At 31.0% G+C, this 23791-nt stretch carries 25 protein-coding genes; 8 read left to right on the forward strand and 17 right to left on the reverse strand.

Translation table 11 applies throughout. The annotated features are described in order from the left end of the window. Nucleotides 1-80 precede the first annotated feature (80 nt). Nucleotides 81-1634: an SLC13 family permease gene (locus CD032_RS00540; protein WP_040029802.1), complete on the reverse strand. Its 1554-nt coding sequence runs from the start codon at nucleotides 1632-1634 to the stop codon at nucleotides 81-83. A 131-nt stretch (nucleotides 1635-1765) separates the two neighbouring features. Next, nucleotides 1766-2848 carry a glycosyl hydrolase family 28-related protein gene (locus tag CD032_RS00545; RefSeq protein ID WP_019469584.1) on the reverse strand — a complete coding sequence of 361 codons (1083 nt, stop codon included), beginning with the start codon at nucleotides 2846-2848 and terminating at the stop codon, nucleotides 1766-1768. Between the two features lie 135 nt (nucleotides 2849-2983). On the opposite strand from CD032_RS00545, the gene CD032_RS00550 reads away from it, so the two are divergent. From CD032_RS00550 to CD032_RS00560, 3 genes are all read left to right on the forward strand, one after another. Then, complete coding sequence (locus CD032_RS00550; protein ID WP_019469583.1) at nucleotides 2984-3535, forward strand: cysteine hydrolase family protein; 552 nt, start codon at nucleotides 2984-2986, stop codon at nucleotides 3533-3535. 55 nt (nucleotides 3536-3590) lie between these two features. Continuing rightward, nucleotides 3591-4517, forward strand: coding sequence for a manganese-dependent inorganic pyrophosphatase (locus tag CD032_RS00555; protein WP_019469582.1), 927 nt, complete (start codon nucleotides 3591-3593; stop codon nucleotides 4515-4517). Nucleotides 4518-4668: 151 nt separating this feature from the next. Then, nucleotides 4669-6048 carry an aldehyde dehydrogenase gene (locus tag CD032_RS00560; protein WP_019469581.1) on the forward strand — a complete coding sequence of 460 codons (1380 nt, stop codon included), beginning with the start codon at nucleotides 4669-4671 and terminating at the stop codon, nucleotides 6046-6048. Nucleotides 6049-6109: 61 nt separating this feature from the next. Here the strand turns inward: CD032_RS00560 and pglS are convergent, their stop codons facing one another. Continuing rightward, nucleotides 6110-7147 (reverse strand): 6-phosphogluconolactonase, encoded by a 1038-nt coding sequence (pglS, locus tag CD032_RS00565; protein ID WP_019469580.1) that lies wholly within the window; start codon nucleotides 7145-7147, stop codon nucleotides 6110-6112. A 314-nt stretch (nucleotides 7148-7461) separates the two neighbouring features. On the opposite strand from pglS, the gene CD032_RS00570 reads away from it, so the two are divergent. Then, nucleotides 7462-7887, forward strand: a complete 426-nt coding sequence (locus CD032_RS00570; RefSeq protein ID WP_019469579.1) for a YolD-like family protein — start codon at nucleotides 7462-7464, stop codon at nucleotides 7885-7887. 187 nt (nucleotides 7888-8074) lie between these two features. On the opposite strand, the gene CD032_RS00575 is transcribed toward CD032_RS00570, so the two are convergent. After that, complete coding sequence (locus CD032_RS00575) at nucleotides 8075-8245, reverse strand: hypothetical protein (RefSeq protein ID WP_019469577.1); 171 nt, start codon at nucleotides 8243-8245, stop codon at nucleotides 8075-8077. Nucleotides 8246-8676: 431 nt separating this feature from the next. On the opposite strand from CD032_RS00575, the gene CD032_RS00580 reads away from it, so the two are divergent. Then, a complete protein-coding gene (locus tag CD032_RS00580) occupies nucleotides 8677-9717 on the forward strand; it encodes a C45 family autoproteolytic acyltransferase/hydrolase (protein ID WP_103211103.1) in 1041 nt (346 codons plus the stop codon). A gap of 179 nt (nucleotides 9718-9896) precedes the next feature. Here CD032_RS00580 and CD032_RS00585 read toward each other — a convergent pair whose 3' ends face one another. Together CD032_RS00585 and CD032_RS00590 are read right to left on the reverse strand one after the other, a co-directional pair. Then, the gene (locus tag CD032_RS00585; RefSeq protein ID WP_019469575.1) at nucleotides 9897-10748 is read right to left on the reverse strand and encodes a DUF4097 family beta strand repeat-containing protein; all 852 of its coding nucleotides are present in this window, start codon (nucleotides 10746-10748) and stop codon (nucleotides 9897-9899) included. After that, entirely contained in the window at nucleotides 10745-11305 is a 561-nt protein-coding gene (locus CD032_RS00590; RefSeq protein WP_103211104.1) for an HAAS signaling domain-containing protein, read from the reverse strand. Before CD032_RS00590 ends, CD032_RS00585 begins: the two co-directional genes overlap by 4 nt. A gap of 425 nt (nucleotides 11306-11730) precedes the next feature. On the opposite strand from CD032_RS00590, the gene CD032_RS00595 reads away from it, so the two are divergent. Then, nucleotides 11731-12291, forward strand: a complete 561-nt coding sequence (locus CD032_RS00595) for a thioredoxin family protein (RefSeq protein ID WP_040029800.1) — start codon at nucleotides 11731-11733, stop codon at nucleotides 12289-12291. A gap of 71 nt (nucleotides 12292-12362) precedes the next feature. Here CD032_RS00595 and pmtD read toward each other — a convergent pair whose 3' ends face one another. From pmtD to CD032_RS13205, 7 genes are all read right to left on the reverse strand, one after another. Beyond that, nucleotides 12363-13091, reverse strand: coding sequence for a phenol-soluble modulin export ABC transporter permease subunit PmtD (pmtD, locus tag CD032_RS00600; RefSeq protein ID WP_019469572.1), 729 nt, complete (start codon nucleotides 13089-13091; stop codon nucleotides 12363-12365). Further along, the gene (gene pmtC, locus CD032_RS00605) at nucleotides 13091-13963 is read right to left on the reverse strand and encodes a phenol-soluble modulin export ABC transporter ATP-binding protein PmtC (RefSeq protein ID WP_019469571.1); all 873 of its coding nucleotides are present in this window, start codon (nucleotides 13961-13963) and stop codon (nucleotides 13091-13093) included. The genes pmtD and pmtC overlap by 1 nt, the downstream gene beginning before the upstream one ends. Before the next feature lie 18 nt (nucleotides 13964-13981). Next, complete coding sequence (gene pmtB, locus CD032_RS00610) at nucleotides 13982-14644, reverse strand: phenol-soluble modulin export ABC transporter permease subunit PmtB (RefSeq protein WP_019469570.1); 663 nt, start codon at nucleotides 14642-14644, stop codon at nucleotides 13982-13984. A gap of 40 nt (nucleotides 14645-14684) precedes the next feature. After that, on the reverse strand, nucleotides 14685-15548 hold the full coding sequence (gene pmtA / locus CD032_RS00615; RefSeq protein ID WP_103211105.1) for a phenol-soluble modulin export ABC transporter ATP-binding protein PmtA: 864 nt from the start codon (nucleotides 15546-15548) through the stop codon (nucleotides 14685-14687). Continuing rightward, a complete protein-coding gene (gene pmtR, locus CD032_RS00620) occupies nucleotides 15545-15925 on the reverse strand; it encodes a PSM export ABC transporter transcriptional regulator PmtR (RefSeq protein ID WP_019469568.1) in 381 nt (126 codons plus the stop codon). The genes pmtA and pmtR overlap by 4 nt, the downstream gene beginning before the upstream one ends. Before the next feature lie 201 nt (nucleotides 15926-16126). After that, on the reverse strand, nucleotides 16127-16312 hold the full coding sequence (locus tag CD032_RS00625; RefSeq protein ID WP_019469567.1) for an SE1626 family protein: 186 nt from the start codon (nucleotides 16310-16312) through the stop codon (nucleotides 16127-16129). Between the two features lie 230 nt (nucleotides 16313-16542). Further along, nucleotides 16543-16641 carry a Trp-rich small protein gene (locus tag CD032_RS13205; protein WP_019469566.1) on the reverse strand — a complete coding sequence of 33 codons (99 nt, stop codon included), beginning with the start codon at nucleotides 16639-16641 and terminating at the stop codon, nucleotides 16543-16545. A 198-nt stretch (nucleotides 16642-16839) separates the two neighbouring features. On the opposite strand from CD032_RS13205, the gene CD032_RS00630 reads away from it, so the two are divergent. Further along, nucleotides 16840-18132: an aminotransferase class I/II-fold pyridoxal phosphate-dependent enzyme gene (locus tag CD032_RS00630; protein WP_019469565.1), complete on the forward strand. Its 1293-nt coding sequence runs from the start codon at nucleotides 16840-16842 to the stop codon at nucleotides 18130-18132. Between the two features lie 45 nt (nucleotides 18133-18177). On the opposite strand, the gene CD032_RS00635 is transcribed toward CD032_RS00630, so the two are convergent. The 3 genes from CD032_RS00635 to groES form a co-directional block, all read right to left on the reverse strand. Continuing rightward, nucleotides 18178-18645, reverse strand: a complete 468-nt coding sequence (locus CD032_RS00635) for a DinB family protein (RefSeq protein ID WP_019469564.1) — start codon at nucleotides 18643-18645, stop codon at nucleotides 18178-18180. 371 nt (nucleotides 18646-19016) lie between these two features. Further along, the gene (gene groL / locus CD032_RS00645) at nucleotides 19017-20639 is read right to left on the reverse strand and encodes a chaperonin GroEL (protein ID WP_103211106.1); all 1623 of its coding nucleotides are present in this window, start codon (nucleotides 20637-20639) and stop codon (nucleotides 19017-19019) included. A gap of 49 nt (nucleotides 20640-20688) precedes the next feature. Beyond that, nucleotides 20689-20973, reverse strand: a complete 285-nt coding sequence (gene groES, locus CD032_RS00650) for a co-chaperone GroES (RefSeq protein WP_019469562.1) — start codon at nucleotides 20971-20973, stop codon at nucleotides 20689-20691. A gap of 176 nt (nucleotides 20974-21149) precedes the next feature. On the opposite strand from groES, the gene mroQ reads away from it, so the two are divergent. Next, entirely contained in the window at nucleotides 21150-21893 is a 744-nt protein-coding gene (mroQ, locus tag CD032_RS00655; protein ID WP_019469561.1) for an intramembrane glutamic endopeptidase MroQ, read from the forward strand. Between the two features lie 95 nt (nucleotides 21894-21988). Here the strand turns inward: mroQ and CD032_RS00660 are convergent, their stop codons facing one another. Further along, entirely contained in the window at nucleotides 21989-23683 is a 1695-nt protein-coding gene (locus CD032_RS00660; protein ID WP_103211107.1) for an SdrH family protein, read from the reverse strand. Nucleotides 23684-23791: the final 108 nt, after the last annotated feature.

The raw sequence follows: 23791 nt of genomic DNA on the forward strand, positions 1-23791 counted from the left end.
ACTCGCAAGCTTATCATCTTATATACTTCAATAATAGAGCCTGAGACATTTATATGCCTCAGGCTCTATGACGCTTTTAATTATTTTAATGGTAATGGCTTGGTAACATCTATGCCTAATACTGGTGGTACTAAGAAATAAACCACTAACACAATGACAATAATACTCAATATATTGACCCAAAATCCAACTGATGCCATTTTTTTAATACTAATTTTTCCAGTACCAAATACAATAGCATTTGGCGGTGTACCAACCGGTAACATATAAGCACAATTGGCTGCCATAGCAGCCGGCACCATGAGTAGTAACGGATGTACATTAACTGCAACAGAAAGTGTGGCAAGAATAGGTAAAATCATAGTTGCAGTAGCTGTATTCGAAGTTATTTCTGTTAAGAATAACACAAATATTGTGATGACAAGAACGATAATTAATGGACTGACACCTTCGATTAACTTTAATTGTTCCCCTAACCATGTAGCTAAACCACTTTCTGAAATACCTTTAGCAAGTGCTAAACCTCCACCAAACAAAATGAGCACGCCCCATGGCAAGTCCTTGGCAACATTCCAATCAATAATACGTGTATGTTGCGCTTTATTTTTAGCTGGAATTAAGAATAGTAATACAGCTATAAACATTGCAATCGTACCGTCGGCAACTTCTGAGGTGAACGACCAATTTTTCAATAAGAATTCTCTACTAATCCATAATAAGCTTGCCAATATAAAAATTGCTTGTACTACTTTTTCTTCATATTTCATCTTACCTAATTCATCTAATTTTTTTCTAATTAAATTTTGACCGCCTGGTAGTTCTTTCATATCATGTTTAAATGCAACATAACGCAAATATAGCCATACTAAAATCAATAGCACAATGACCGTTGGTACACCAACAACCATCCATTTGGCAAAGCTGATTTCTTCACCAAAAGCTGATTGATATTGTCCTTTTAGAATAATAAGTGGTGGTGTTCCAATCAAAGTTCCTAATCCACCAATTGTTCCTGCATATCCGATAGCTAATACTAATGACTGTTCAAATTTATTGATGCTTTTAGCATTCATTTCTTCCCCTTTTAAATCATTTGCTTCTTTAATAATTGCTAAACCTATCGGTATCATAATCATCACAGCTGCAGTGTTCGAAACAAACATAGATAAAAATCCTGTCGCAATCATAAAACCTAATAAAATTTTTCCAGTACTTGTACCTAAAATACTGATAATTGTTAATGCTACACGTGTATGTAAATTCCATCTTTCCATAGCTATAGCTAGTATGAATCCACCTAAAAATAGGAAGATAATGTCATTCCCATACTGAGCAGATACTTCTTCTGGGCTAAGTACATGACCAATAGGCAATAAAATTAATGGTAATAAACTAGTTGCTGCAATTGGTATTGCTTCCGTAATCCACCAAATAGCTATCCAAATTGTAATTGCTAACACAAAAACACCCTTATAAGATAAATTTTCAGGTTGAAAAGTTAACAATGTCAAAATAAATAGTAGTGGCCCTAAAATCAATCCTGTCAGTTGTCCTGCATTATAAGACTTATTTTTTTCAGAAAAAAATGTTAAATAATGCGAACGTCTAAATTCCCCTTTGTTCGTGTTAGTCATAATGTTCCCCCCGATTTTAGTTGTTTTCTGAATTTTCTTACATTATTACTCTTTAAGATAATATAATTTCAATTAAATTACAATATGTTTTATATTGTGTTTTAATTCAGAACTACTAAAATAAAGAATCATTATTTTATGTTTATTTTTTTAATGTTTATATTTTTTTCATCTGATAGATACAAATTTTCTATATCTTTTAAATAAAGTCTTTGATGTTTATTATCAAAATGATTCTGTGCAATAAATATATTATTGTGTTTTACGTTATGGTAACTTTGCACTCGAATTGCATCTTTAGACATATGACCAACAAAATGATTTTGGTAAATATACAAATTACTTCCAGATTGTGTTGTTCTCACCTTACCTGTAAGGTCTTGCGCATTTTTACCATCTTTCACTGCTAAAAACCGAATACCACCTCCACAATTTTTAAATATATTATCGTGAATAAAAGTATCTTTTGATTTTAAAGGTGTCAGTGCATATTGGTTTATACCTTCAAACGTATTAAAACGAATGTGTATGTTTTCATAAAATTGATTAAATCTACTCGCGTGAGATCCTATTGCTCTATTCCACGCACCCATTGTAGGTGTTTTAGAATTTCCAAAATAACAATTTTCAATCACTACATTTTTAGTTATCGTACCATCCGTTGCACCGAATTTTGGAAAAGCACCTTTTACTTGTATATCAATTTGTACCGCTTCTGAAAACAATCTTTCCCCTTTGTCATCTTTAAATCCTAAAAATTGGCATCCATTGATATATAATCCATTGATGCCACATGCATCTATGGCATGACCTCCAACAACATCTTTGAATGTTACGTCTAAAATTTGAATATTTTGAGCATGGCCCATGCACATTGCTGTATTGTTATATGGATAATTATAACCATTCATATCCAGTGTGCCACCAGCAATACAGATTGCACCATTACCTTCGTATCCATAATAAGATTTCAACCATCTACCGTTTTTTAATAAAGTATCTTTACCTACTCTTTTTAATACTGCTTCATCATCCAATATCAAAGTAGTTGAGTCATATATTACCAACGGTCTACGTATATGATACTCTCCTTTAGGAATATAAATTGTTGTGTTTTTGTGGTCTCTAGCATATTTCAATGCTTTTTGAATCGCACGTGTATCTGCCCATTTATGCTTACCTTTTAATCCAAATTGCATTGCATTAATGATCATTAGCAACTCTTCCTCCTTACTTAATACTTTATAATAAACTAATATTTAGTTTTTAAACGCTTTAAATGCACCTTTAATGATTTATGTACTTAGTATATAATAACTATAATCTTAATTTTGGGAGTGTTACATTAGATGAAAAATAGTGCGCTTATTATTGTTGACTATTCAAATGATTTTGTTGCTGATAATGGCAAATTAACTTGTGGCCTTCCTGGTCAACAAATTGAAAATTATATTGTTGAAAGAATTGAAGTATATAATAAAAAACAGGCTAATATCTTTTTTCTTATGGATTTACATTATGAAGAAAATAGCTATCATCCAGAAAACAAACTTTTCCCACCACATAATATAATAGACACCACTGGAAGAGAACTCTACGGTAAAGTGAATGATATTTATCAGAATATCTTATTTAATGATCATGTTCATTATTTAGATAAAACGCGTTATGATTCATTTTGTGGTACACCTTTAGATATTATGTTACGCGAACGTAACATTACTCATTTGGAAATTGTCGGTGTATGTACAGACATTTGTGTACTTCACACTGCTATCACTGCCTACAATTTGGGATATACTATTTCAATTTCTCATAAGGGTGTTGCCTCATTTAATCCAACAGGACATCAATGGGCATTAGATCATTTTAAAAATTCATTAGGTGCTGAAGTAGAATAACAATAGAAAATCATGATAAAATAAAATTAAATAAAAAATTAAGGAGAATTAAAACATGGCAAAAACTTATATTTTCGGTCATAAAAATCCAGATACAGATGCAATTTCATCAGCTATTATTATGGCAGACTTTGAACAACAAACAGGAAATACAGAGGCAACACCTTATCGTTTGGGTGAGGTAGGACCTGAGACTCAATATGCATTAGATCATTTTAATGTAGACACACCAGAATTACTTAGTGATGATTTAAATAATCAAAATGTTATTTTAGTTGACCATAATGAATTCCAACAAAGTGCTGATACGATTGACAAGTCATCAATTCAACATGTCGTTGATCATCATAGAATTTCAAACTTTGAAACTGCAGCACCATTGTATTATCGCGCAGAGCCAGTAGGTTGTACTGCAACAATCTTATACAAAATGTACAAAGAACGCGGATTTGAAATCAAACCTGAAATTGCTGGTTTAATGATTTCTGCTATCATTTCAGATAGCCTACTATTTAAATCACCAACTTGTACACAACAAGATATTGACGCTGCTGAAGCTTTAAAATCAATTGCAGACATTGACTTAGAATCCTATGGTCTAGAAATGTTAAAAGCAGGTGCATCTACAACAGATAAAACTGCATCTGAACTGTTAAATATGGATGCGAAATCATTTAATATGGGTGACTATATTACACGTATTGGTCAAGTTAATACTGTAGATATTGATGAAGTATTCCAACGTCAAGAAGAGTTAGAAAAAGAAATGTTAGAAGTGAGTACAAACGAAAAATATGATTTATTTGTATTGCTTGTAACTGATATCATTAACAGTAACTCTAAGATTTTAGTCGTTGGTGCTGAAAAAGATAAAGTAGGCAATGCATTCAATGTTCAACTAGACAACAATACTGCATTTTTACCAGGTGTTGTATCTCGTAAAAAACAAGTTGTACCACAAATTACAGAAGCTTTAAGTTAATTTCATACTTTATCAATATATAACGCTATAATAATAAAAACTTAAATAGTTTACTATATAGAAAAACTGGAACATAATAATAATTATGTTCCAGTTTTTTATCCATCATTTTAAACTATCTAAATCACCAATATACTAGGAGGAATAATATTTGAATTCAATAGAACAATCTTTCCACAATAGTAAACAATATTTTAATACTCATGAAACCAAATCACTTAAATTCAGAAAAAAGCAACTCAAACAATTAAGTAAGAGTATTAAAAACTATGAAAGTGAATTACTTGAAGCTTTTCAAAAAGATTTAGGTAAAAATAAAGTAGAAGCCTATGCAACTGAGATTGGCTTTACATTAAAAAATATTAAATCAGCTCGTAAAGAGCTTAAAAATTGGGCGAAAACCAAACAAGTAAACACACCATTATTCATGTTCCCTACTAAAAGCTACATTATGAAAGAACCTTATGGCACAGTACTCATTATCGGACCTTTTAACTATCCATTCCAATTGTTAATAGAACCGTTAATTGGTGCAATTGCTGCAGGGAATACTGTGATACTAAAGCCTTCTGAGTTCACACCTAATGTATCTGGTGTCATACAGCAAATCATTGCCGATGCATTTGATCCTGAATACATTAATATCATTCAAGGAAATGCTGATACAACTCAAACTTTACTTCAATTTCCTTTTGATTATATTTTCTTTACAGGTAGTGAACAAGTTGGACGCGTTGTTTATAATGCAGCAAGTAAAAACTTAACACCAGTAACTTTAGAGCTAGGTGGAAAGTCACCTACAATCATTGATGAGAGTGCAAATATTAAAGTTGCAAGTGAACGTATTTGTTTTGGTAAGTTTACAAATGCTGGGCAAACTTGTGTTGCACCGGATTACTTACTTGTAAACCGCAAAGTTAAAGATGAACTCATCAGTGCATTAAAAAAGACAATCACTGAATTTTATGGCACAAACATTCAAGATAGTCCGGACTATGGACGAATTGTAAACAAAAAACATTATCATCGTTTAAACGAATTATTAAATATTCATCACCCTGAAATTACTTTTGGTGGTCAAACTGACATTGATGAAAATTTTATTGCACCTACTATTATAGAAGGTACGACTTTCGATTCAAAAATTATGGAAAATGAGATTTTCGGCCCAATTTTACCTATTATAACTTATGATGATTTTGACGAAGCAATTGATTTAATACGTACTAAACCTAAACCACTAAGCCTTTATTTATTTAGTGAAGATGAAAATAGTTCAGAGAGAATATTAAATGAATTATCATTTGGTGGCGGTGCAATCAATGATACCCTTATGCATTTAGCAAATCCTAACTTACCTTTTGGCGGTGTTGGTGCTTCCGGTATAGGAAAATATCATGGAAAATACTCATTTGATACTTTTAGTCATGATAAATCTTATATTTTCAAATCTACAAGACTTGAATCAAGCCTACTGTTCCCTCCTTATAAAGGAAAATTTAAATATATTAAAGCATTTTTCAACAAATAGTATTTTGATATATTAAAGCCCGAAAACTTAGTATAGTTTCCGGGCTTTTTATCATTTATTTTTATTTTAAGAACTGAACACAAACACCTTCTGGCGCATTTTGTGATTCATCTGATTTCTCTAATTTTCCAGTAACTTTATCTCGCTTAAATACAACTACTTCATAATTACCTTCTTGGTGAGCACAAACTAAGAAATCATCTGATTCAGTAATATTAAAATCACGTGGAAATGCTCCTCCGCTCGCGACTATATCTACAAGTGAAATTGTTGATCCATTGTCTCCAACTTTAAATATAGCAATACTATCATGTCCTCTATTGCTGATATATAGGAATTTTTGATCATGAGATAATCTTACTGCAGCTAATTTTGTTGCACCTTCAAAATTTTCGGGTATTGTTGCATGGCGTTCAATTTCTGAGAATTCACCATTTTCATATGCCATGACACTTACAATATTTGATAATTCATGTACAACATAAGCAATTTTGCCATTTTCATGGAATGAAATATGTCGTGGCCCATCTCCAGGCTCAAAATCATATACAGCATATTCACTGTAGCCATTATCTCCAAATTCATACGTCACAATCTTGTCAGTCCCTAAATCCATGGCTACCACATATTTTTCATCTGGCGTTATACCAAGGTAATGGACATGAGGCTGTTCTTGTCTTTCTAAAGGGCCTGTTGGATAATCATGTGCTAACTCTTGGATTAAACGAATAACTTCACCAGTAGTCGGATTCGCTTCATAAATACGAGCCAGTCCTGCACCATAAACTGCCTCAAAAATATATTTTCCATCTGGTGAAACTGAAACATAACATCCACTACCTTTTGTTGAAGCTAAACATTTATTAATAAGGCTAAGTTTGCTATCTTTTTCTATTTTAAAACTTGCGATACCACAGTTTTCACCTTCACGTGTGACAGCATATAAAAATGAATGATGCTGATTCACGTATGTTGATGCTTCTAATTCATACCCCGTTTCTATCTCGACAACCGTTCCTGTTTGTTCATCTAATTCAAAACGGTAAATGCCCTTCCCCTCTTTTTTCGTATATGAACCGATATATCCTACTGTAGTCATGTAAACCCCTCCATATTATGATACTTTCATTTTAATAAATATTAATACTAAATGACAATATAATGGTTTTAGCGTTAATACGCCGTTTATAAATATTCCTATTGAAACTTGTATGACATAAATATATTTTCCTTTTATGAAACTGATTTATCTTAATTAAACTTATCATTTTCTAGCTTTCATTTTAATTATTATCTATTTTCTATTATAAGATAACTAAGTTTTCAAACATTGGAATCCACATTCTATTAAATATTGAAAAATAACTTGCAATAATACGAACAAGTGTTCTATTATTAAGTTGAGGTGATTGGATGTGTTCAAGTAAATATAATAATAAAGAGACTGATTACAGAAAAATACCTAGAGAAAAATTAAATCCTAATATTCCACAAGGGCGTGGTATGGTTAAATGGGCTCCTTTTGCAACGTTACCCGAACAATTTGAGGCAGTACAACAACATATCATTGATCAAAATAAAATTGACCGTCCTATTTTATCAGACGATCAATTAAATGAACTCAATATCCAACTACATCAAGCACTACATGCGAATACACCAGTGAGTATCGAATACTATAAGAATGGTTGGTTAGAATATATCACATTGGAAATTAAGAATATTGATATGCTTCATATGTATTTAGAAGGATATCCACTTGCTACTCCAAACACAATAAAATTATCGCTTTTTGATATCACAAGTATAAATCTAAAGCACCAGCCAAAGTCGTATTAAAAGTCAATTATTGGGTGCATTTAATTCCTAGTCTTTCGACTGCATAAACCACCGTAACATCTGCATCCTGCAGCTCTCTTGTTTTAGGTTCACAGTCTTTCGACTGCATAAGCCTCCGTAACATCTGCATTCTGCAGATGTACGGAGGCTAAAAAAAATAGAACACTCAAAAGTGTTCTATCAATAATTAATTATTAGATTCGATGTCTGAAACGATTTCTTTTGTTTTATTTTCGATATCTTCAAAGTCTTTTTTGAAAATATAAGCAAATACAACAGCACCTATTCCTGCTGCTAACGATACAGTAAGAATTGTACCGAATACAAATTTAAATAAACCTTTAATAAAATTCCACATTCTGTTTCACCTCAATAATTTATTAACATGTCTAACATTAATGATAGCATACTTAAAGACATCAATAAATATCTACCCTTTTTCAAATAAATTATTCTTAACATTCATAATATAAAATTACATTATGAATGTACTAAATAACTATTATACCCTAATATAGTTTGAAAAGAACTGGAATATTAATAACCATTTGAAGTAAACATGATACTACTATAAAATAATTATTAGATACTAATTCCCCCACCAAGTTGACAGAGCATCTCTTAATTGTCCATAGTAATTTAACATAATCATCACCTCATTCAACTAAATTAAGCTTTAGTTTTAAAAGTTAATTTTATGATAACTTCCACACAACAGTAATACAATTAACATGACGTTACAATGAGATAACATTATTGTAAGGTTACACTTAACATAGGAGTTTTTTTATGCAAAAAGTACAATCAGATATTTTAACACATCGAGGATCACATTTTGATTTAGGCATCAAAACTGCTCAATGGATGCAACAAACGCCAATACTAAAAAATAGAGAAAAAGAATGGAAAAAGCGTATGCCTAGATTTGATATAAATATTAAAGAAACATATGATATTTTCCAAATATACTCACCACAAATTTGGGAAGAAATAAAAGGTATGCAAGAGGTCTTAAACCTTCCTACCAAACAAATGATACTAAACTTCGGGCATTATCGTTTTACACCATTAAAAAATAGCGGTTGCACTGTATTTTTAGGAAATGATTACATGGTACGCAACTACGATTATCATCCTGCCACTTATGATGGTCGATATTTATTATTTCAACCAAATGATGGTGGTTTAGCACAGATTGGCCCAACCTCACGTGTAACTGGAAGAATGGATGGAATGAACGAAGCTGGTCTTTCTATGGGTTACAATTTCATGCATCGTAAACATCCTGGTGATGGTTTTGTATGTTACATGATTGGCAGAATTATTTTGCAGTATTGTAAAACTGTACCAGAAGCAATTCAATTGTTAAAAGAAATCCCACATAGAAGTTCGTTTAGTTACATTGTTATGGATAAAAACCTAGAACATGCAATCATTGAAGTTACACCTCGTTCGATTAATGTGCGTTATGACCAAACTTGTACGAATCACTTTAAATTATTAACACATGAAAATAGAAATTATACAGCAGAATCAGAAGCGCGTTTAGAACGGCTTATTAAGCATAAACCGACACACTTAAATAAAGCAGAGGCCTTCAAGCTATTTAATAATCCACAGTATAAAATTTACAGTAAATTATTTAAAAGTTGGTCAGGAACAATACATACAAGTATGTATGAACCACAAAGTTTAACTGCACATATTGCAATCGGGGAAAATAATCATCCGACCATAATAAACTTTACAGATTGGCTTAATGGGCAAGCTTTATCAACAGATACACTTTTTGGTCATTTAGATACCGAGTTAACTTTTGCAACATATTAAACTATATTAAAAAAGTGGGACGATGAAACCTAATTTTATTAAAAAGATTTCATCGCCCCATAACAATAAAGATGACTAGGATCGAAAAAAGTATAAAATGATTACTTGAGCTGAAGTTCATTAATCCCCTAACAACAAGCACGAATCAGGGACGAGTCGAATCAATGATGTCTCAATAATTAATCAATCACTATATCCCCATCAGTAGTATATAGCTCTAAAATGTTATCCCCATTTCCAACTTTTTCATTCTTAAAATGCTTATTATTAACTTTTTTATCACCATGAAATGGATATAACTTAAGAAGTGTGTTTTTCGGAGCGTTTTTATAACTAATATTAATATCTCCTTTTTTAGCAGATGCTTTAAAATTAGAATTGATGTCAGTTTCAGATAATCTTATAGTTCCCTTATTTACTAATAACACTGAATCTTGAATAAGCGTATTTTCACCCGTTATTCTAGCATTTTCAGTTTCAATATTAGCCTTATTTATTTCACTTTCTTTAAACGTAATAGCTGAATTTAATCCTTTATATTTTAACTTTCCAAACTTCGATTCATTTAAAAACACTTTACCGCCATTTTTATGTTTTTTTGACAAATCTGCATCATTTACATTTAATTGTTTAACAATTATAGTATTATATTTACTTGATACATGTAGCTTATTTAATTTTTTTTCAGGTAAAGTGATAATTAAGTTATCCTCAAAATTTCTAAATGGATTGTAATTTAAACCATAATGGTTTTCTAGTTTTTCAGTCTCTTTAACCTTCAACGTTTTATCATTATTGTTTATATCAAGATTTCTCTTACCTTTATATCTCACTGACGTTTTATCTCCAGATTTAATTAAAACTTTACAATTTTCAGTTAAGACATCTAAATTATTAATATCTTTAGAATCCAATACTTTATTAACACTATTTAATTTTTCATTTTGTTTTTCAAAACCGAACCATGTAACACTTCCTAAAAGAAAGCATGTTATAAATAAAGTTAGCCCACCTAAAAATAACCGCTTCATAAATCTACACTTCCTTTAATTGTTCGGATATTCCATCTTAAGTATTTTAAAATTAAACGATAGACAAGTTGTGCTAATTTAGCAATAATTACAAATAAAACAATACCTAATCCTGTAAAAGAAAAAGCAAAAAAGTAATTACTTATCGCGAGGCTGATCATATGATTCAATAATCCATGAACAATTAACAATACAGGGCTAATAGTTAAGAAAAGCGCAACGAGCAATAATGCACACATAAACACTGCTAATATAACCATGGGTATCAAAATAATAATTAATGACAAAATCCCCATACCTAAAGAAGCCATAATTGCTCTGACAATATTTTTAGTATTTGGCCTATATTCGGCAGATACAATAGCATTTTTTGCCATTATCTGTTTAGCAATCTGCTTGGGCGATTCTAAAGCTCCAATGATTTGGTATTCATTTTTGCCATTATTTTCTTGTTCAAAAAAATATTGTTCATATTCATACATCACTTTGTCTCGTTCGTTTCGAGGTAGGTTTTCTAATTCTTGTTCTAACGCATTTAAAAATGTGATTTTATCCAAGTTATCTACCGCCATTCAAATTTTAGGATTTAATCAATTTCTATTTCAATTCAAAAATGGCAAACCACTGCAGAGTGTCATTACCAAATTTAGTTACTATATATTTCAACGCTCTATATTTCATCATTTCTATGTACAATAAACACTTATATATATATTTAGTTATCCAAATATAACTTACAAAAGTTCAATGATTATATATAATAAATTAATGTTTAAATATTATTAGTTAAAAAACGGATATCAAAAAGTTATGTAACTTAATGTTGTTTTACACTATTCATACTAAATCAATATAGCATAAACATTTAGTATTTTCATTTAAAACAAATATTAAAACTTATTACTTTTCTAAGTATTAAAAATTTTCTTTCATTTAAAATTGTTGGTATAATAATAGCTAATAAATTAAAGGGGGAAAAATAATGACAAGTTTAGAAACTTATTTCAAAAACAGTCAACCACTTGATCAGTACATTGAGGATATGACTGAAAACCAAGAAAATCTACTAACAATTTATAAATCATTCTCACTTCCTCAAGATGATGAACGTCTTGAAAAAATCAAATCTTTACCTTACAGTAAAGTGCTTGTAATAACGGAAGATTGGTGTGGAGATGCTATGATGAACCTTCCTATTCTAAAGCATATAAGCGAAGAACTACACTTGGAAGTCAAAGTATTCCATCGTGATGAAAATACAGATTTAATAGACCAATACTTAACAAATGGCACAGCTAGATCCATTCCAATATTTGTTTTCCTAAATGATGACTTTGAACAACAAACTGTTTGGGGCCCTCGTGCTAGACAAGTCCAAAACTTTGTAGATGAAACGCGTTCAAAGTTACCTGAAAAAGACGATCCTACATTTAATGATAAATCTGCAGAAACACATACAATTATTGCAAATCGTTACAAAACAGACTCACAAATGTGGAAGCATGTTTACGACTCAATCTTAGATAAATTAATCACTAAATAATTAAACACGTATGAATTGGATTAGCTTTACTACAATTCATACGTGTTTTTATTGAAGTTAAGTTTCTACTATTAAATATCTTTTTTAGATGCATAGAATAGATTAATAATAAATAAAATAACAATTGAAGCTGAGGTAATAAACCATTGCCAATTACTGAATGTATAATCTCCAGAAGTCGTTTTAGATGTTAAATAACTAAATGGAATATATTTTAATGAGTCTTGTATATTATCTCCAATTTTTGGAATCATTGGTAAGAAAGGCTCTGCAAAAGGCACAATCAATACTAAGAAAATTCCTAATGTGAAAATAAGTGCTGTTTTAGGTACTACTAATGCAAATAAATATAATAGTAATCCAAAGAATAGATGGAACATTAAGAAAAACCATAGTAATTCAAAAATTTTATCAGTTTTAATATTTTCACCGTCTACAATACCCTGAACAATTAAAACAAATGCAACAAGAATTGCTGTTATTAATATGGCAATTAATATAATAGAAACAACTTTTGCAACAACATAACCTACACGACTTGATGTTTTATTCATATATAATTGAATCGTACCTTGTGAAATATCACGTGTGATTGTTTTTATTACAAAAAGTAGCCCCATAATAGAAAAGAACCAACTACCTATTGAAAGTAATGTGTTACCGTTCATTTCATCAGATTGTTGAACAAATAAAATTGTAAATCCAATCATTGGTAAAATAGTCAATAATAATGCTAAGTAAGTTAAAGGACTTTTAAAAATACTAATTAAGTCATATTTTACAAGTTGAATACTGTTCATTATTGGCCACCTTTCTGATTGATATTGAAGTACGTATCACGTAAAGAACTTTTGCGCGTTTCAATAAACTCAGGGAAAATTTCTTTACTTGCTAGTCCTTTTAATATATCTTTATAGTTTTTTTGAGCCTTTAATATAACTTCTCCTGTCTCTCTTTGAGACTGTATTACATCAAAGTGTTCATTTAAATAAGCTAATCCTGCTTCAAAGTCAGCCGCTTCAAGATTCAATACTGTAGAATCTGTTGGGGCGCCTTCTTTCATATCAACATCTTGCACAAATGTACCATCTCTTAAAAAGACTGCTCTATCACAAATTAATTCTATATCCTCAAGTTTATGACTAGAAATCAAAATTTTCATATCTAATTCCTGAACAAGCGATTGTATCGTTTTTAAAACGTCAATTGAGCCATCAGGATCCATTCCATTTGTCGGTTCATCTAATATTAAATATTTAGGTTTATTCATTAAAGAAACTGCAATGGCTAACTTTTGTTTCATTCCCATTGAATATTTTTTAATTTTCTTTTTAATATAACTACGCATTCCAAATGCATCAATAATTTGATCAGCATACTTTTTATCAAATCCTTTTCCTAACACATTTGCAAAAAGTTTCAAGTTATATAAACCAGATTTATTATCATATAGTTTCGGGTGTTCTATTAAATAGCCTACATTTTCTTTATTACTTAATTGAACTTCACCTTTATAATTTACAATGTTGCCATTCATCACTTTCATTAAAGTGGTTTTACCCACCCCGTTTTTACCTATTAAACCAACAATTTGACTATGGCCAAAATCAAAATCAATATGATCTAATACATTATTATTACCATATGTTTTAGTAATTTGTTTTAACTGCATAATGCGCCTCCTTTAAAGTTAACTTAGCTTTTTATATTGAATGATATAATTTACTCCTAAAAATACAACACTTAACAATAAGAAGCCATAGTTAAAGAAATCTTTAAAATATCTTAAATGTTCAAAATCATAATCAAATAGTAAAGAACAACCAATAATGATAATTGCAATGATAAAAGGTAAGAAAATTAACATTCCTAACACATAAGGAATAAATGAAATATATTCTGCCTTTTGTTCTATAAACCGCTTAAAACCTAATGGTATCGCGAAGAGATTAATGGCAATATAAGAAAATGGCAATGTGAAGTTAATATTAATTGTATTACTTGAATAGTTATCATTGGATATGCCATATAAAGATAAAATACCTGCACCAACCAAAGTAAATACCAAAACAGTTATATAGTTCGCATTTAGTAAAGATAATTTAGAAACCGGTAAACTAGCAAAAAAATCATATGACTGTTTATATCCTAACTTTTTATTAAATCTAAAAACATGTCCTGAATCCAACACTGAAATAACTACTAGTACCATAACTAGGGCAGAATAAAGCACTTTATTTATCAATGTGTCATGATTCAAAATTAATTGTAAAGGGGAAATAATCAGTAAAACTGAATATAAAACAATCGTCCATTTGCGTAACTTAAGGTTTCGAATAAGTAAATTTTTCATCTTATACCTCCCGCATTATTAATTATTAGAAAGCCCCAAATCATTCTTTGGAGTTCCCTTTTTCGAGGTAAACCATTAAGTCTTCAATTGTTGGACTCGTGATTGCAACAGCATTATCAAATATTTCATAGAACACATTAGCCTGTGTGGTTAATGCAGTATAACCAGTTTTATTAATTTCAAAATATTGAGTTAAATGCTTTAATTCTTCATCAATTTGGTTGGAATCACCTTTGACAATTTTAAATTGAGTTAAAAGATGATCTAAAAAGTCATTTAAAACAACTTCGCCATCCTTAATATAAACTAAATAATCAGCTATTTTCTCCAAATCAGAAATAATATGAGTAGATAAAAAAACAGTCTTTCTTTCATCAATAAGTTCTTTTTGAATGATATCTAAAACTTCATTTCTAATAATAGGATCTAAACCCGAAGTAGGTTCATCTAAAATAAAAAGTTCAGCTTGATGACTAAATGCGATTGCAATGGATAACTTCATCTTCATTCCCGTTGAGAATGTTTTAATCTTTTTATTAAAAGGCAAATCAAATAATCCAACATAATGTTCAAAAACATCATGGTTCCAATAACTATAAAATGGTGCAATATAATTTTCGATTTTTTTAATGGTCCATTTATCATTAAGATATAATTCCGAATAAATAAAACCAATTTTATCTTTTATTGCTACAGCGTTATTTTTCATTTTTTGATTGAAAATTAATATTTCACCATTATTGGGCTCAATTAAATCCATAATTAACCTAATGATTGTAGTTTTGCCAACGCCATTTGCACCAATGAAACCTGTTACAAAACCTTGAGGAACTTCAAATGAAATATCATTTAATTGAAATTCTTTATATTGATAGTTAATATTTTTCAATTCTATAGCATTCATTCGTCGTCCTCCTCATAAATCAACGATAAAATTTCTTGTAACTCAGATAAAGTCATACCAATGGTCTTGGCTTCTTTACTCATTGATTTGGCTAAGGACTCGATAACTATAAATTGTTTTTCTTTTAAAATTGAACTATCCTGTTCCTTCACAAATGTACCTTTTCCTCTTATAGTAAAAACAAAACCATCTTTTTCTAAATCTTCGTAAGCACGTTTTGTCGTAATCACACTAACACTTAAATCTTGTGCCAGTTCTCTCATTGATGGCAAATGTTCTCCAGGAGTAACGTGTCCTTTTAAAATGTTCTCTTTTACTTGTTGTTTGATTTGTTCATAAATCGGTCTTTCACTACTGTTTTTTAAAAGTATTTTCATTAACGTCCTCCTTTATAACTGTACATACACAATATATACAATATATACACACTTGTAAAGTCAAATTTTCATTTTAACTAAAAAATTTTGAGCTAAAATAAGTGCAAATAACTATACCATCTGAAATAAAAAAGGCTAACCCACATAAAATGGTCAGCCTTATACCTAGTATGAAAGAGATACATGTCTATCTCTTACTACTTATTTCTTTTGATTATTTTTTTTGCGTCTATCATTACTTCTATTTATAAATGCACAAATCATAAACATAATTGCTGCAATTAATAATTTTATGCCTGAATTTTCATGTCCAGTAGCTTGTAAATAGTAACCAACGACAAATAATACAATAGCAATAATCACAAATATTTTTGTTAAATGTTTCACTATACTCACCTCAAATAATTACATTGTATCAAAATTTACTCACAATTTCTAAAACTCATTCATACTATTCTAATTTTGAAATTATCTTATTATTAATTTGCATTACACGCAATAGAATATATTGTTTGCAGTTTATACTTAGCGGTGCTAAAATATAATTGTATCCACGAATTATACTACACAACCCCAAGTCTGATAGCGCAGACTTGGGGTTTTTTGTGTAAGGCCACCTATTTGTCTTTCCACTTATTTTCTAACCAAACACGGAATACAACAAGTAAGCCACCTGTTATTAAAGTTACTAAAATTTCTTGCCACCACGTAACCATACTACACCCCCCACAAAAAAAGTACCATGTAGGATTTTGATGGCCTATCTATATTCTAACATAAAACAGAACACATGTTCGTATAAAATGACCTTAAATTTATATTTTTCTTATAAAATGTTTGCAACGCTTTAATTTTAACTGATTTCAAGATAATATAGTTATATCATTTAAAAAGTAAAGAGAGGTTAACAAACTATGAATCCTTTAGCTTTAGATTTAAACGAACAATTATCTAAATCCAATCCAGAAATTGCAGATATGCTTTCTGATTTAGGCAAATTAATGTATTATCCAAAAGGCATTTTATCACAATCTGCAGAAGCGAAAGCTACTAAGTATAATGCCACAATTGGTATGGCAACATATAAAGATAGTAAAATGTATGCTGAAACGTTAAATGATATGTTCAATCATTTAGAACCAAATGACATCTTTCCGTACGCACCTCCTCAAGGTTTAGAAGCACTTCGTGATTTATGGCAACAAAAAATGTTGAAAGACAATCCTGATTTAACTGCGAACCACATGACAAGACCTATTGTTACGAATGCTTTGACACACGGTCTATCTATTGTAGGGGATATGTTTGTTGATAGCGGAGACACAATTTTACTACCATCACATAATTGGGGTAACTATAAATTAGTATATAGTACAAGACATAGTGCTGAAATTGAAACATATGATATCTTCGATGAACAAGGACATTTTACCACTGAACAGCTTGTTCATACTTTAGAACAATATAACAAAGATAAAGTTATTTTAATCCTAAATTACCCTAATAATCCAACTGGTTACACGCCTACTAAAGATGAAGTAGCCGTTATTGTCGATGCCATCAAATCACTTGCAGAGCGTGGTACCAATGTTATTGCATTAATAGATGACGCTTATTATGGTTTATTCTATGAAGATGTTTACACGCAATCTTTATTTACTGCATTAACAAATTTACATTTACCTCATTTATTACCTATCCGTTTAGATGGGGCTACTAAAGAATTCTTTGCATGGGGATTACGCGTAGGATTTATCAGTTTTGGTGTTAACGACCCTATTACAAAGCAAGTCTTAGAAGCCAAAGTAAAAGGTTTAATTAGAAGTAATATTTCTAGTGGACCTATGCCCTCTCAAAGCGCAGTTAAATATGTACTTGAAAACCATGATCAATTTGATAAAGAAATTCAAAAGAATATTGAGACATTAAATGCAAGATACCAAATTACAAAATCTGTTGTTTATGACGAAAAATATTCAACATATTGGCAACCTTATGATTTTAACTCTGGATACTTTATGGCGCTTAAAGTTAAAAATGTTAATCCAGAACAATTGCGTAAGCATTTAATTGAAAATTACTCTATTGGTGTAATTGCATTAAATGATTCTGACATTAGAATTGCTTTTAGTTGTGTAGAAAAAGATGATATCCCTCATGTCTTTGATTCAATAGCTAAAGCCATTTCTGATTTACAAAATGTATAAAAAAAAGATGAAATTGCTGTTCATAGCAATTTCATCTTTTTTAATTTATTGTTGTTGTTTTAAAACACGTGACATTTCTTCAATTTTACCAGCATGTAAAGGAATATGAATGGCATTTAATGCCAACAATTCGTCTAACGTATTACAACCTGCGATTGTTTCAGTTAATTCTGTTTGTAGTTCTTCATCTGAAAGTTTTTGAGCGCGCTCTGGTAAGGTCTGTATATCGTTCAATATCTCGTCTATTTTCGGTATTGTTTCATCTCCCCATTTTTCTGGTGAAGAACCATAACCAAATAAGCGAGTGTATTGTTCAATATCAACTGTATTTTTATCATATAGAGATAAAGCAGATTCAAATATAGTTAAAACATGACCATATTGCCAATGTATTGTATTTGGAAATAAATCAATTTTATCGTCCAATACTTGGTCATTATTCCAATTATCATAACCTGAAATTAAATAATTAACACCCATATCAATAACATCATATACTGATTTCTTAGTCATAATTTAATTCCCTCCACTCTTCAAATATCGTGCAGCTAAAATATGTTGCAACTATTAAAACGTACACCCACTCTCTACCCTTTTATTTAATACTTATTCACAATACTAAAATGAATATTAATCTACTTCACCTTAATTCAAAATTCAGATATAAACTATAAGTAAAACGTTTATACTAACATTTTATTATCATTAATTTTCAAGATTTATAACATTTTTGTTTTAATCTAAACTACGATACAAAAAGACGTTTCCCAAAGATTTAGTAATCTAATGGAAAACGTCAGTAAAGAATTATTTTAAAATTTCTATGACCAAATCATGACCATTGGACGAATGATATACTGTCATATCAACGTTCTATGGTCTTTTTACATCATACCTGGCATACCACCCATGCCTGGTTGTGGTTCATTGTTATTTTCTTCAGGAATATTGGCTACGACTGCTTCTGTTGTTAAGAACATTGCTGCAACACTTGCTGCGTGTTGAAGTGAAGAGCGTGTTACTTTAGTTGGGTCTACAATACCAGCTTCAAGCATGTTCACCCATTCATTAGTAGCCGCATTAAAGCCAACGCCAACTTCTGAATTTTTAAGTCTTTCAACTATAATTGAACCTTCTAAACCAGCATTCTCGGCTATTTGACGTACAGGAGCTTCTAAAGCTTTTAAGACAATATTAACCCCAGTAGCTACGTCGCCTTCAGCTTCAATTTTCGATACTTTATCAAAAATGTTCATAAATGCTGTGCCACCGCCTGCTACGATGCCTTCTTCAACGGCAGCTCTTGTAGAATTTAAAGCATCTTCAATACGTAATTTACGTTCTTTTAATTCTGTTTCACTTGCAGCACCAACTTTAATTACTGCAACACCGCCTGCTAATTTTGCTAAACGTTCTTGCAGTTTTTCTCTATCAAAGTCAGAATCAGTTTCTTCAATTTGTGCTTTGATTTGACTTACTCTTGCATCGATATTGTTTTGATCACCATCACCATCGACAACTGTAGTATTGTCTTTAGTGATTTCAGCTTTGTTAGCAGTACCAAGCATATCAATTGATGCTTCTTTAAGTTCTAGACCTAAATCGTCAGTAATCACTTGTGCACCTGTTAAAATTGCTAAATCTTCTAACATCGCTTTACGACGATCACCAAATCCAGGCGCTTTTACTGCTACTGCTGTGAATGTACCACGCATACGGTTTAAGACTATATTTGTTAATGCGTCGCCTTCAACGTCATCAGCTACAATTAAAATTGGACGATTAGCTTGAACCACTTGTTCTAATAACGGTAAAATATCTTGGAAAGATGAAATCTTTTTATCTGTAATTAAAATATACGGTCTTTCTAACTCTGCGACCATCTTATCTGAATCTGTGACCATATATGGAGATTGATAACCTCTGTCAAATTGCATACCTTCTACAACTTCTAATTCAGTATTAAAACCGCTTGACTCTTCAATTGTAATAACACCATCATTTCCAACTTTTTCCATTGCTTCAGAAATATATTTACCAATTTCTTCATCAGCTGCTGAAATAGAACCAACTTGAGCGATTTCATTTTTATTATCTACATTTTGTGAAATTTCATGTAACGCTTCAATCGCTACTTCTATAGCTTTGTCGATTCCTTGACGTAAGCCGACTGGATTAGCACCACTTGTAACATTTTTTAAACCTTCTTGAATCATTGCTTGTGCTAATACAGTAGCTGTTGTTGTACCATCACCAGCGATTTCATTTGTTTTATTTGCTACTTCTTGTACTAGTTTAGCACCCATATTTTCATAAGGATCTTCTAATTCAATTTCTTTTGCAATCGTTACACCATCATTAGTAATTAATGGTGAAGTGTACTCTTTATCTAATACAACATTACGCCCTTTAGGACCAATTGTAACTTTAACAGCATTTGCTAATTTATCTACACCTCTTAGCATAGATTGACGTGCATCTTCAGAGAATTTTAAATCTTTAGCCATATTTCTTAACCTCCATGTTGTTAATATGATTTATCGTTTTTATAATTTATTATTCAATAATTGCTAAAATATCATCTTCGTTAAGGATTAAATATGTTTCGTCTCCACGTTTAACTTCTGTGCCAGCATATTGTTGAAAAACAACATTATCGCCTTCGTTCACTTCAGGAGCAACTCGAGAACCATCTTTTAAAATACGTCCTGCACCTACTGCAATTATCGTACCTTCATTTGACTTCTCTTTAGCGCTATCTGTTAATACAATACCACTTTTTGTTGTTTGCTCTTGTTCTATTTTTTGAATAATTACTCGGTTACCTAATGGTTTTAACATTGATTGTTCCTCCTTAGAATTGGAAATCTTTAGCACTTCATTACCTTGAGTGCTAATCTAATTTCTATAATAATCAAAGTTGGTCAACATTTCAAGTTAAAACCATCGTTGTATATTTTGTGTGTGACGATAATTTACGCTAAAATAAGATATAAACTATTTTTTGGAGGTTCATTATGTCTCGTTTGTGGGTATCCATATTGACATTATTTATTTATGGTCTAGCACAATATGGTGTTTTATTTTTACATATGGCAGGGTTTTTCGACAATTTAAGTGGTAAATCGTTAATGTTTACCAATATTTATACACAAGTTATTTTATTTATAATCGCATCAATCATTATTATTATAATCAATAATTTCATTGCTAATCCAACGCAATTAGAACAACGAACAAAAGAAAAGAAACGCTACGCAGTATTATGGGCGCTCGTTGGATATGTTTGTGTTATGGCGTATCAAATTATTGCTAATTTAATTAATATGTTCGTATTAGGTGGTCCACAATCAAGTCCAAATACCGAAAGATTAATGAAAGTAGCTCAAGATATTCCCGTCTTCATTATTTTAATTTCAGTTGTAGGTCCAATACTCGAGGAATATGTGTTTAGAAAAGTTATTTTTGGTGAGTTATATCAACTTATGAAAGGCAATAAAACCCTAAAGTTTATAGTAGCTTCAGTAGTAAGTTCTATTATATTTAGTGCGGCACATGGTGACCCAGCCTTCTTCATCATTTATTTTGGTATGGGAATGATTTTTTCAGGGCTATACGCTTTTACAAAACGCATATGGGTACCTATTGCTGTACATATGATGCAAAATGGTTTTGTGGTAATAATTCAAGTTTTAATTGGCCCAGAAAAAATAAAAGAACTACAAGAAACTACTTCTTTTATTTTCAGTCTTATTATTTAACAAATATGATTTTATAAAATTTGGAAATAACTTCTATACTCAAAATAAGGGATTAATCCATATCATTGAATGGATTAATCCCTTTTATATTTCAATTATTCATTATTTTTGTTTTTGCGATGAACAAAGTAACCAACTACGACACCAATAAATATAATAAAAATAGCTGCTATTAAAGCAAATAAAATACGTTCAAATTTTATATCGATAGTATTTTTTGAATTTTCATCTGCAGTTTCAGTCATTTCTTCATCACTGCTAGCGTGATACTCATATTTACCTGAAGTACTTTCCGTTTTGGGATTTTTCAAATCTGGCATTGATCCAATTTCACCAGTAATCAAAGCTAAAACTTGATCATCTAAATTTTGATAATAATCTTGTGATTTCAAAGGATTAAAATACTGGAATTTAAAATAATTCGTACCTTTCTGTAACTCATTTAAAAAAGCATTATCATCAAATCGTTGTGGTCTAAGAATGGATAAAATATCCCTGTTAGAGATTTTTTGTTCCCCATTATTTAATTGTTTTACTTGATTTACGACAAAAGGATTATATTTAAACGAACCGGTAGACATTTGATTAAATCTATTTAAAATTTGACGATCACTATTTGTATGCGTTGACGTTTGACTTGAGTCTTGTCTAACTGACAAGTCTCCATAGTTTATATCATTTTGATATTTGTTTGGTTGCGTATTTTCATTTGCTCTTTTTAAGTTTGATCGTGTAGAGTTTGAAGGTTTGACTGGTTGTGTTGGTTGATACACATCGTCATTACCGCTTCTATGATTTCCATTACTTGATTTATTTGGATAATGTGTTTGTGGAGGTGGTGTCAAATTCGGTCGCTCTGGATTTGTCGTTGCACCAGTTCCCCCATTTGAACCTGGTGAACTTCCTTCACTTGGTTTATTTGGTTTTGGTGGCGTACCCCCACCTTCATTTGGTCGGTCTGGATTTGTTGGTTTGTCTGTTCCTTCATTTGTGTCAGAATTATCTCCACCACTTGGTTTATTTGGTTTTGGTGGCGTACCCTCACCTTCATTTGGTGAGTCTGGATTCGTTGGTTTGTCTGTTCCCTCATTTGTGTCAGAATTATCTCCACCACTTGGTTTATCTGGTTTTGGTGGCGTACCCCCACCTTCATTTGATGAGTCTGGATTCGTTGGTTTGTCTGTTCCCTCATTTGTATCAGAGTTATCTCCATCATTTGAATCAGACGTGTCTTCATCGCCTGATTCATCTGGTTCTGATGGTTTACTTTCTTCTTCTTTTGGTTGATCCGATGTGGATGTCTCTCCTGTATTATCGTCTTCACTTGAATCAGACGTGCCTCCATCACTTGGCTCATCTGGCTCTGATGGTTTACTTTCATCTTCTTTTGGTTGATCCGGTGTGGATTGCCCTCCTGTATTATCGTCTTCACTTGAATTAGACGTGTCTCCATCACTTGGCTCATCTGGCTCTGATGGTGTGTCATCGTTTACTGATTCTTCTTTTTCACCTGAATTTAATTTATCAGCTGACAACTCACTATTTATTGTATTATCGTTTTCAACGTTAGTGTCAAAATCTTCTTTACCATTTATGTTATAAAGGTCGGAAATTGAAGGCGCAAAATTTGAATGTCCAATATTATCAGTTCTAGCAAAATTATCTTTTGCATCGGTTGATATTTTACTATTTTGATATTCAGCTGCTTGAATCGGTTTTGATAATAAAGAAGCACTTATAGCAAAAGCGAAGCTAGAAACTAATATTTTATTCATTTTATACCCTTTCATTTTCTCACCTCCATAGTAATAAATCTTATATTAATTATAATTATATTAGAAAGCTCACTTTTTTTCATTAAATAGATGGTTATTGAAAGGAAAAAGTAATAAATCTGA

Source organism: Staphylococcus cohnii subsp. cohnii (assembly GCF_002902365.1).
In the GTDB taxonomy this organism is placed as follows: domain Bacteria; phylum Bacillota; class Bacilli; order Staphylococcales; family Staphylococcaceae; genus Staphylococcus; species Staphylococcus cohnii.

What these genes read in the sequence shown, in the direction of transcription:
- mroQ (WP_019469561.1), top strand. Translation starts at nt 21,150, where the DNA reads ATGTCTCGTTTGTGGGTATCCATATTGACATTATTTATTTATGGTCTA.
- CD032_RS13205 (WP_019469566.1), bottom strand. Translation starts at nt 16,641, where the DNA reads ATGGTTACGTGGTGGCAAGAAATTTTAGTAACTTTAATAACAGGTGGC.
- CD032_RS00555 (WP_019469582.1), top strand. Translation starts at nt 3,591, where the DNA reads ATGGCAAAAACTTATATTTTCGGTCATAAAAATCCAGATACAGATGCA.
- CD032_RS00580 (WP_103211103.1), top strand. Translation starts at nt 8,677, where the DNA reads ATGCAAAAAGTACAATCAGATATTTTAACACATCGAGGATCACATTTT.
- CD032_RS00635 (WP_019469564.1), bottom strand. Translation starts at nt 18,645, where the DNA reads ATGACTAAGAAATCAGTATATGATGTTATTGATATGGGTGTTAATTAT.
- pmtA (WP_103211105.1), bottom strand. Translation starts at nt 15,548, where the DNA reads ATGAATGCTATAGAATTGAAAAATATTAACTATCAATATAAAGAATTT.
- CD032_RS00575 (WP_019469577.1), bottom strand. Translation starts at nt 8,245, where the DNA reads ATGTGGAATTTTATTAAAGGTTTATTTAAATTTGTATTCGGTACAATT.
- CD032_RS00540 (WP_040029802.1), bottom strand. Translation starts at nt 1,634, where the DNA reads ATGACTAACACGAACAAAGGGGAATTTAGACGTTCGCATTATTTAACA.
- groES (WP_019469562.1), bottom strand. Translation starts at nt 20,973, where the DNA reads ATGTTAAAACCATTAGGTAACCGAGTAATTATTCAAAAAATAGAACAA.
- pmtB (WP_019469570.1), bottom strand. Translation starts at nt 14,644, where the DNA reads ATGAAAAATTTACTTATTCGAAACCTTAAGTTACGCAAATGGACGATT.
- CD032_RS00585 (WP_019469575.1), bottom strand. Translation starts at nt 10,748, where the DNA reads ATGAAGCGGTTATTTTTAGGTGGGCTAACTTTATTTATAACATGCTTT.
- pmtR (WP_019469568.1), bottom strand. Translation starts at nt 15,925, where the DNA reads ATGAAAATACTTTTAAAAAACAGTAGTGAAAGACCGATTTATGAACAA.
- CD032_RS00550 (WP_019469583.1), top strand. Translation starts at nt 2,984, where the DNA reads ATGAAAAATAGTGCGCTTATTATTGTTGACTATTCAAATGATTTTGTT.
- CD032_RS00545 (WP_019469584.1), bottom strand. Translation starts at nt 2,848, where the DNA reads ATGATCATTAATGCAATGCAATTTGGATTAAAAGGTAAGCATAAATGG.
- pmtD (WP_019469572.1), bottom strand. Translation starts at nt 13,091, where the DNA reads ATGAACAGTATTCAACTTGTAAAATATGACTTAATTAGTATTTTTAAA.
- CD032_RS00660 (WP_103211107.1), bottom strand. Translation starts at nt 23,683, where the DNA reads ATGAAAGGGTATAAAATGAATAAAATATTAGTTTCTAGCTTCGCTTTT.
- pmtC (WP_019469571.1), bottom strand. Translation starts at nt 13,963, where the DNA reads ATGCAGTTAAAACAAATTACTAAAACATATGGTAATAATAATGTATTA.
- pglS (WP_019469580.1), bottom strand. Translation starts at nt 7,147, where the DNA reads ATGACTACAGTAGGATATATCGGTTCATATACGAAAAAAGAGGGGAAG.
- CD032_RS00570 (WP_019469579.1), top strand. Translation starts at nt 7,462, where the DNA reads ATGTGTTCAAGTAAATATAATAATAAAGAGACTGATTACAGAAAAATA.
- CD032_RS00630 (WP_019469565.1), top strand. Translation starts at nt 16,840, where the DNA reads ATGAATCCTTTAGCTTTAGATTTAAACGAACAATTATCTAAATCCAAT.
- groL (WP_103211106.1), bottom strand. Translation starts at nt 20,639, where the DNA reads ATGGCTAAAGATTTAAAATTCTCTGAAGATGCACGTCAATCTATGCTA.
- CD032_RS00595 (WP_040029800.1), top strand. Translation starts at nt 11,731, where the DNA reads ATGACAAGTTTAGAAACTTATTTCAAAAACAGTCAACCACTTGATCAG.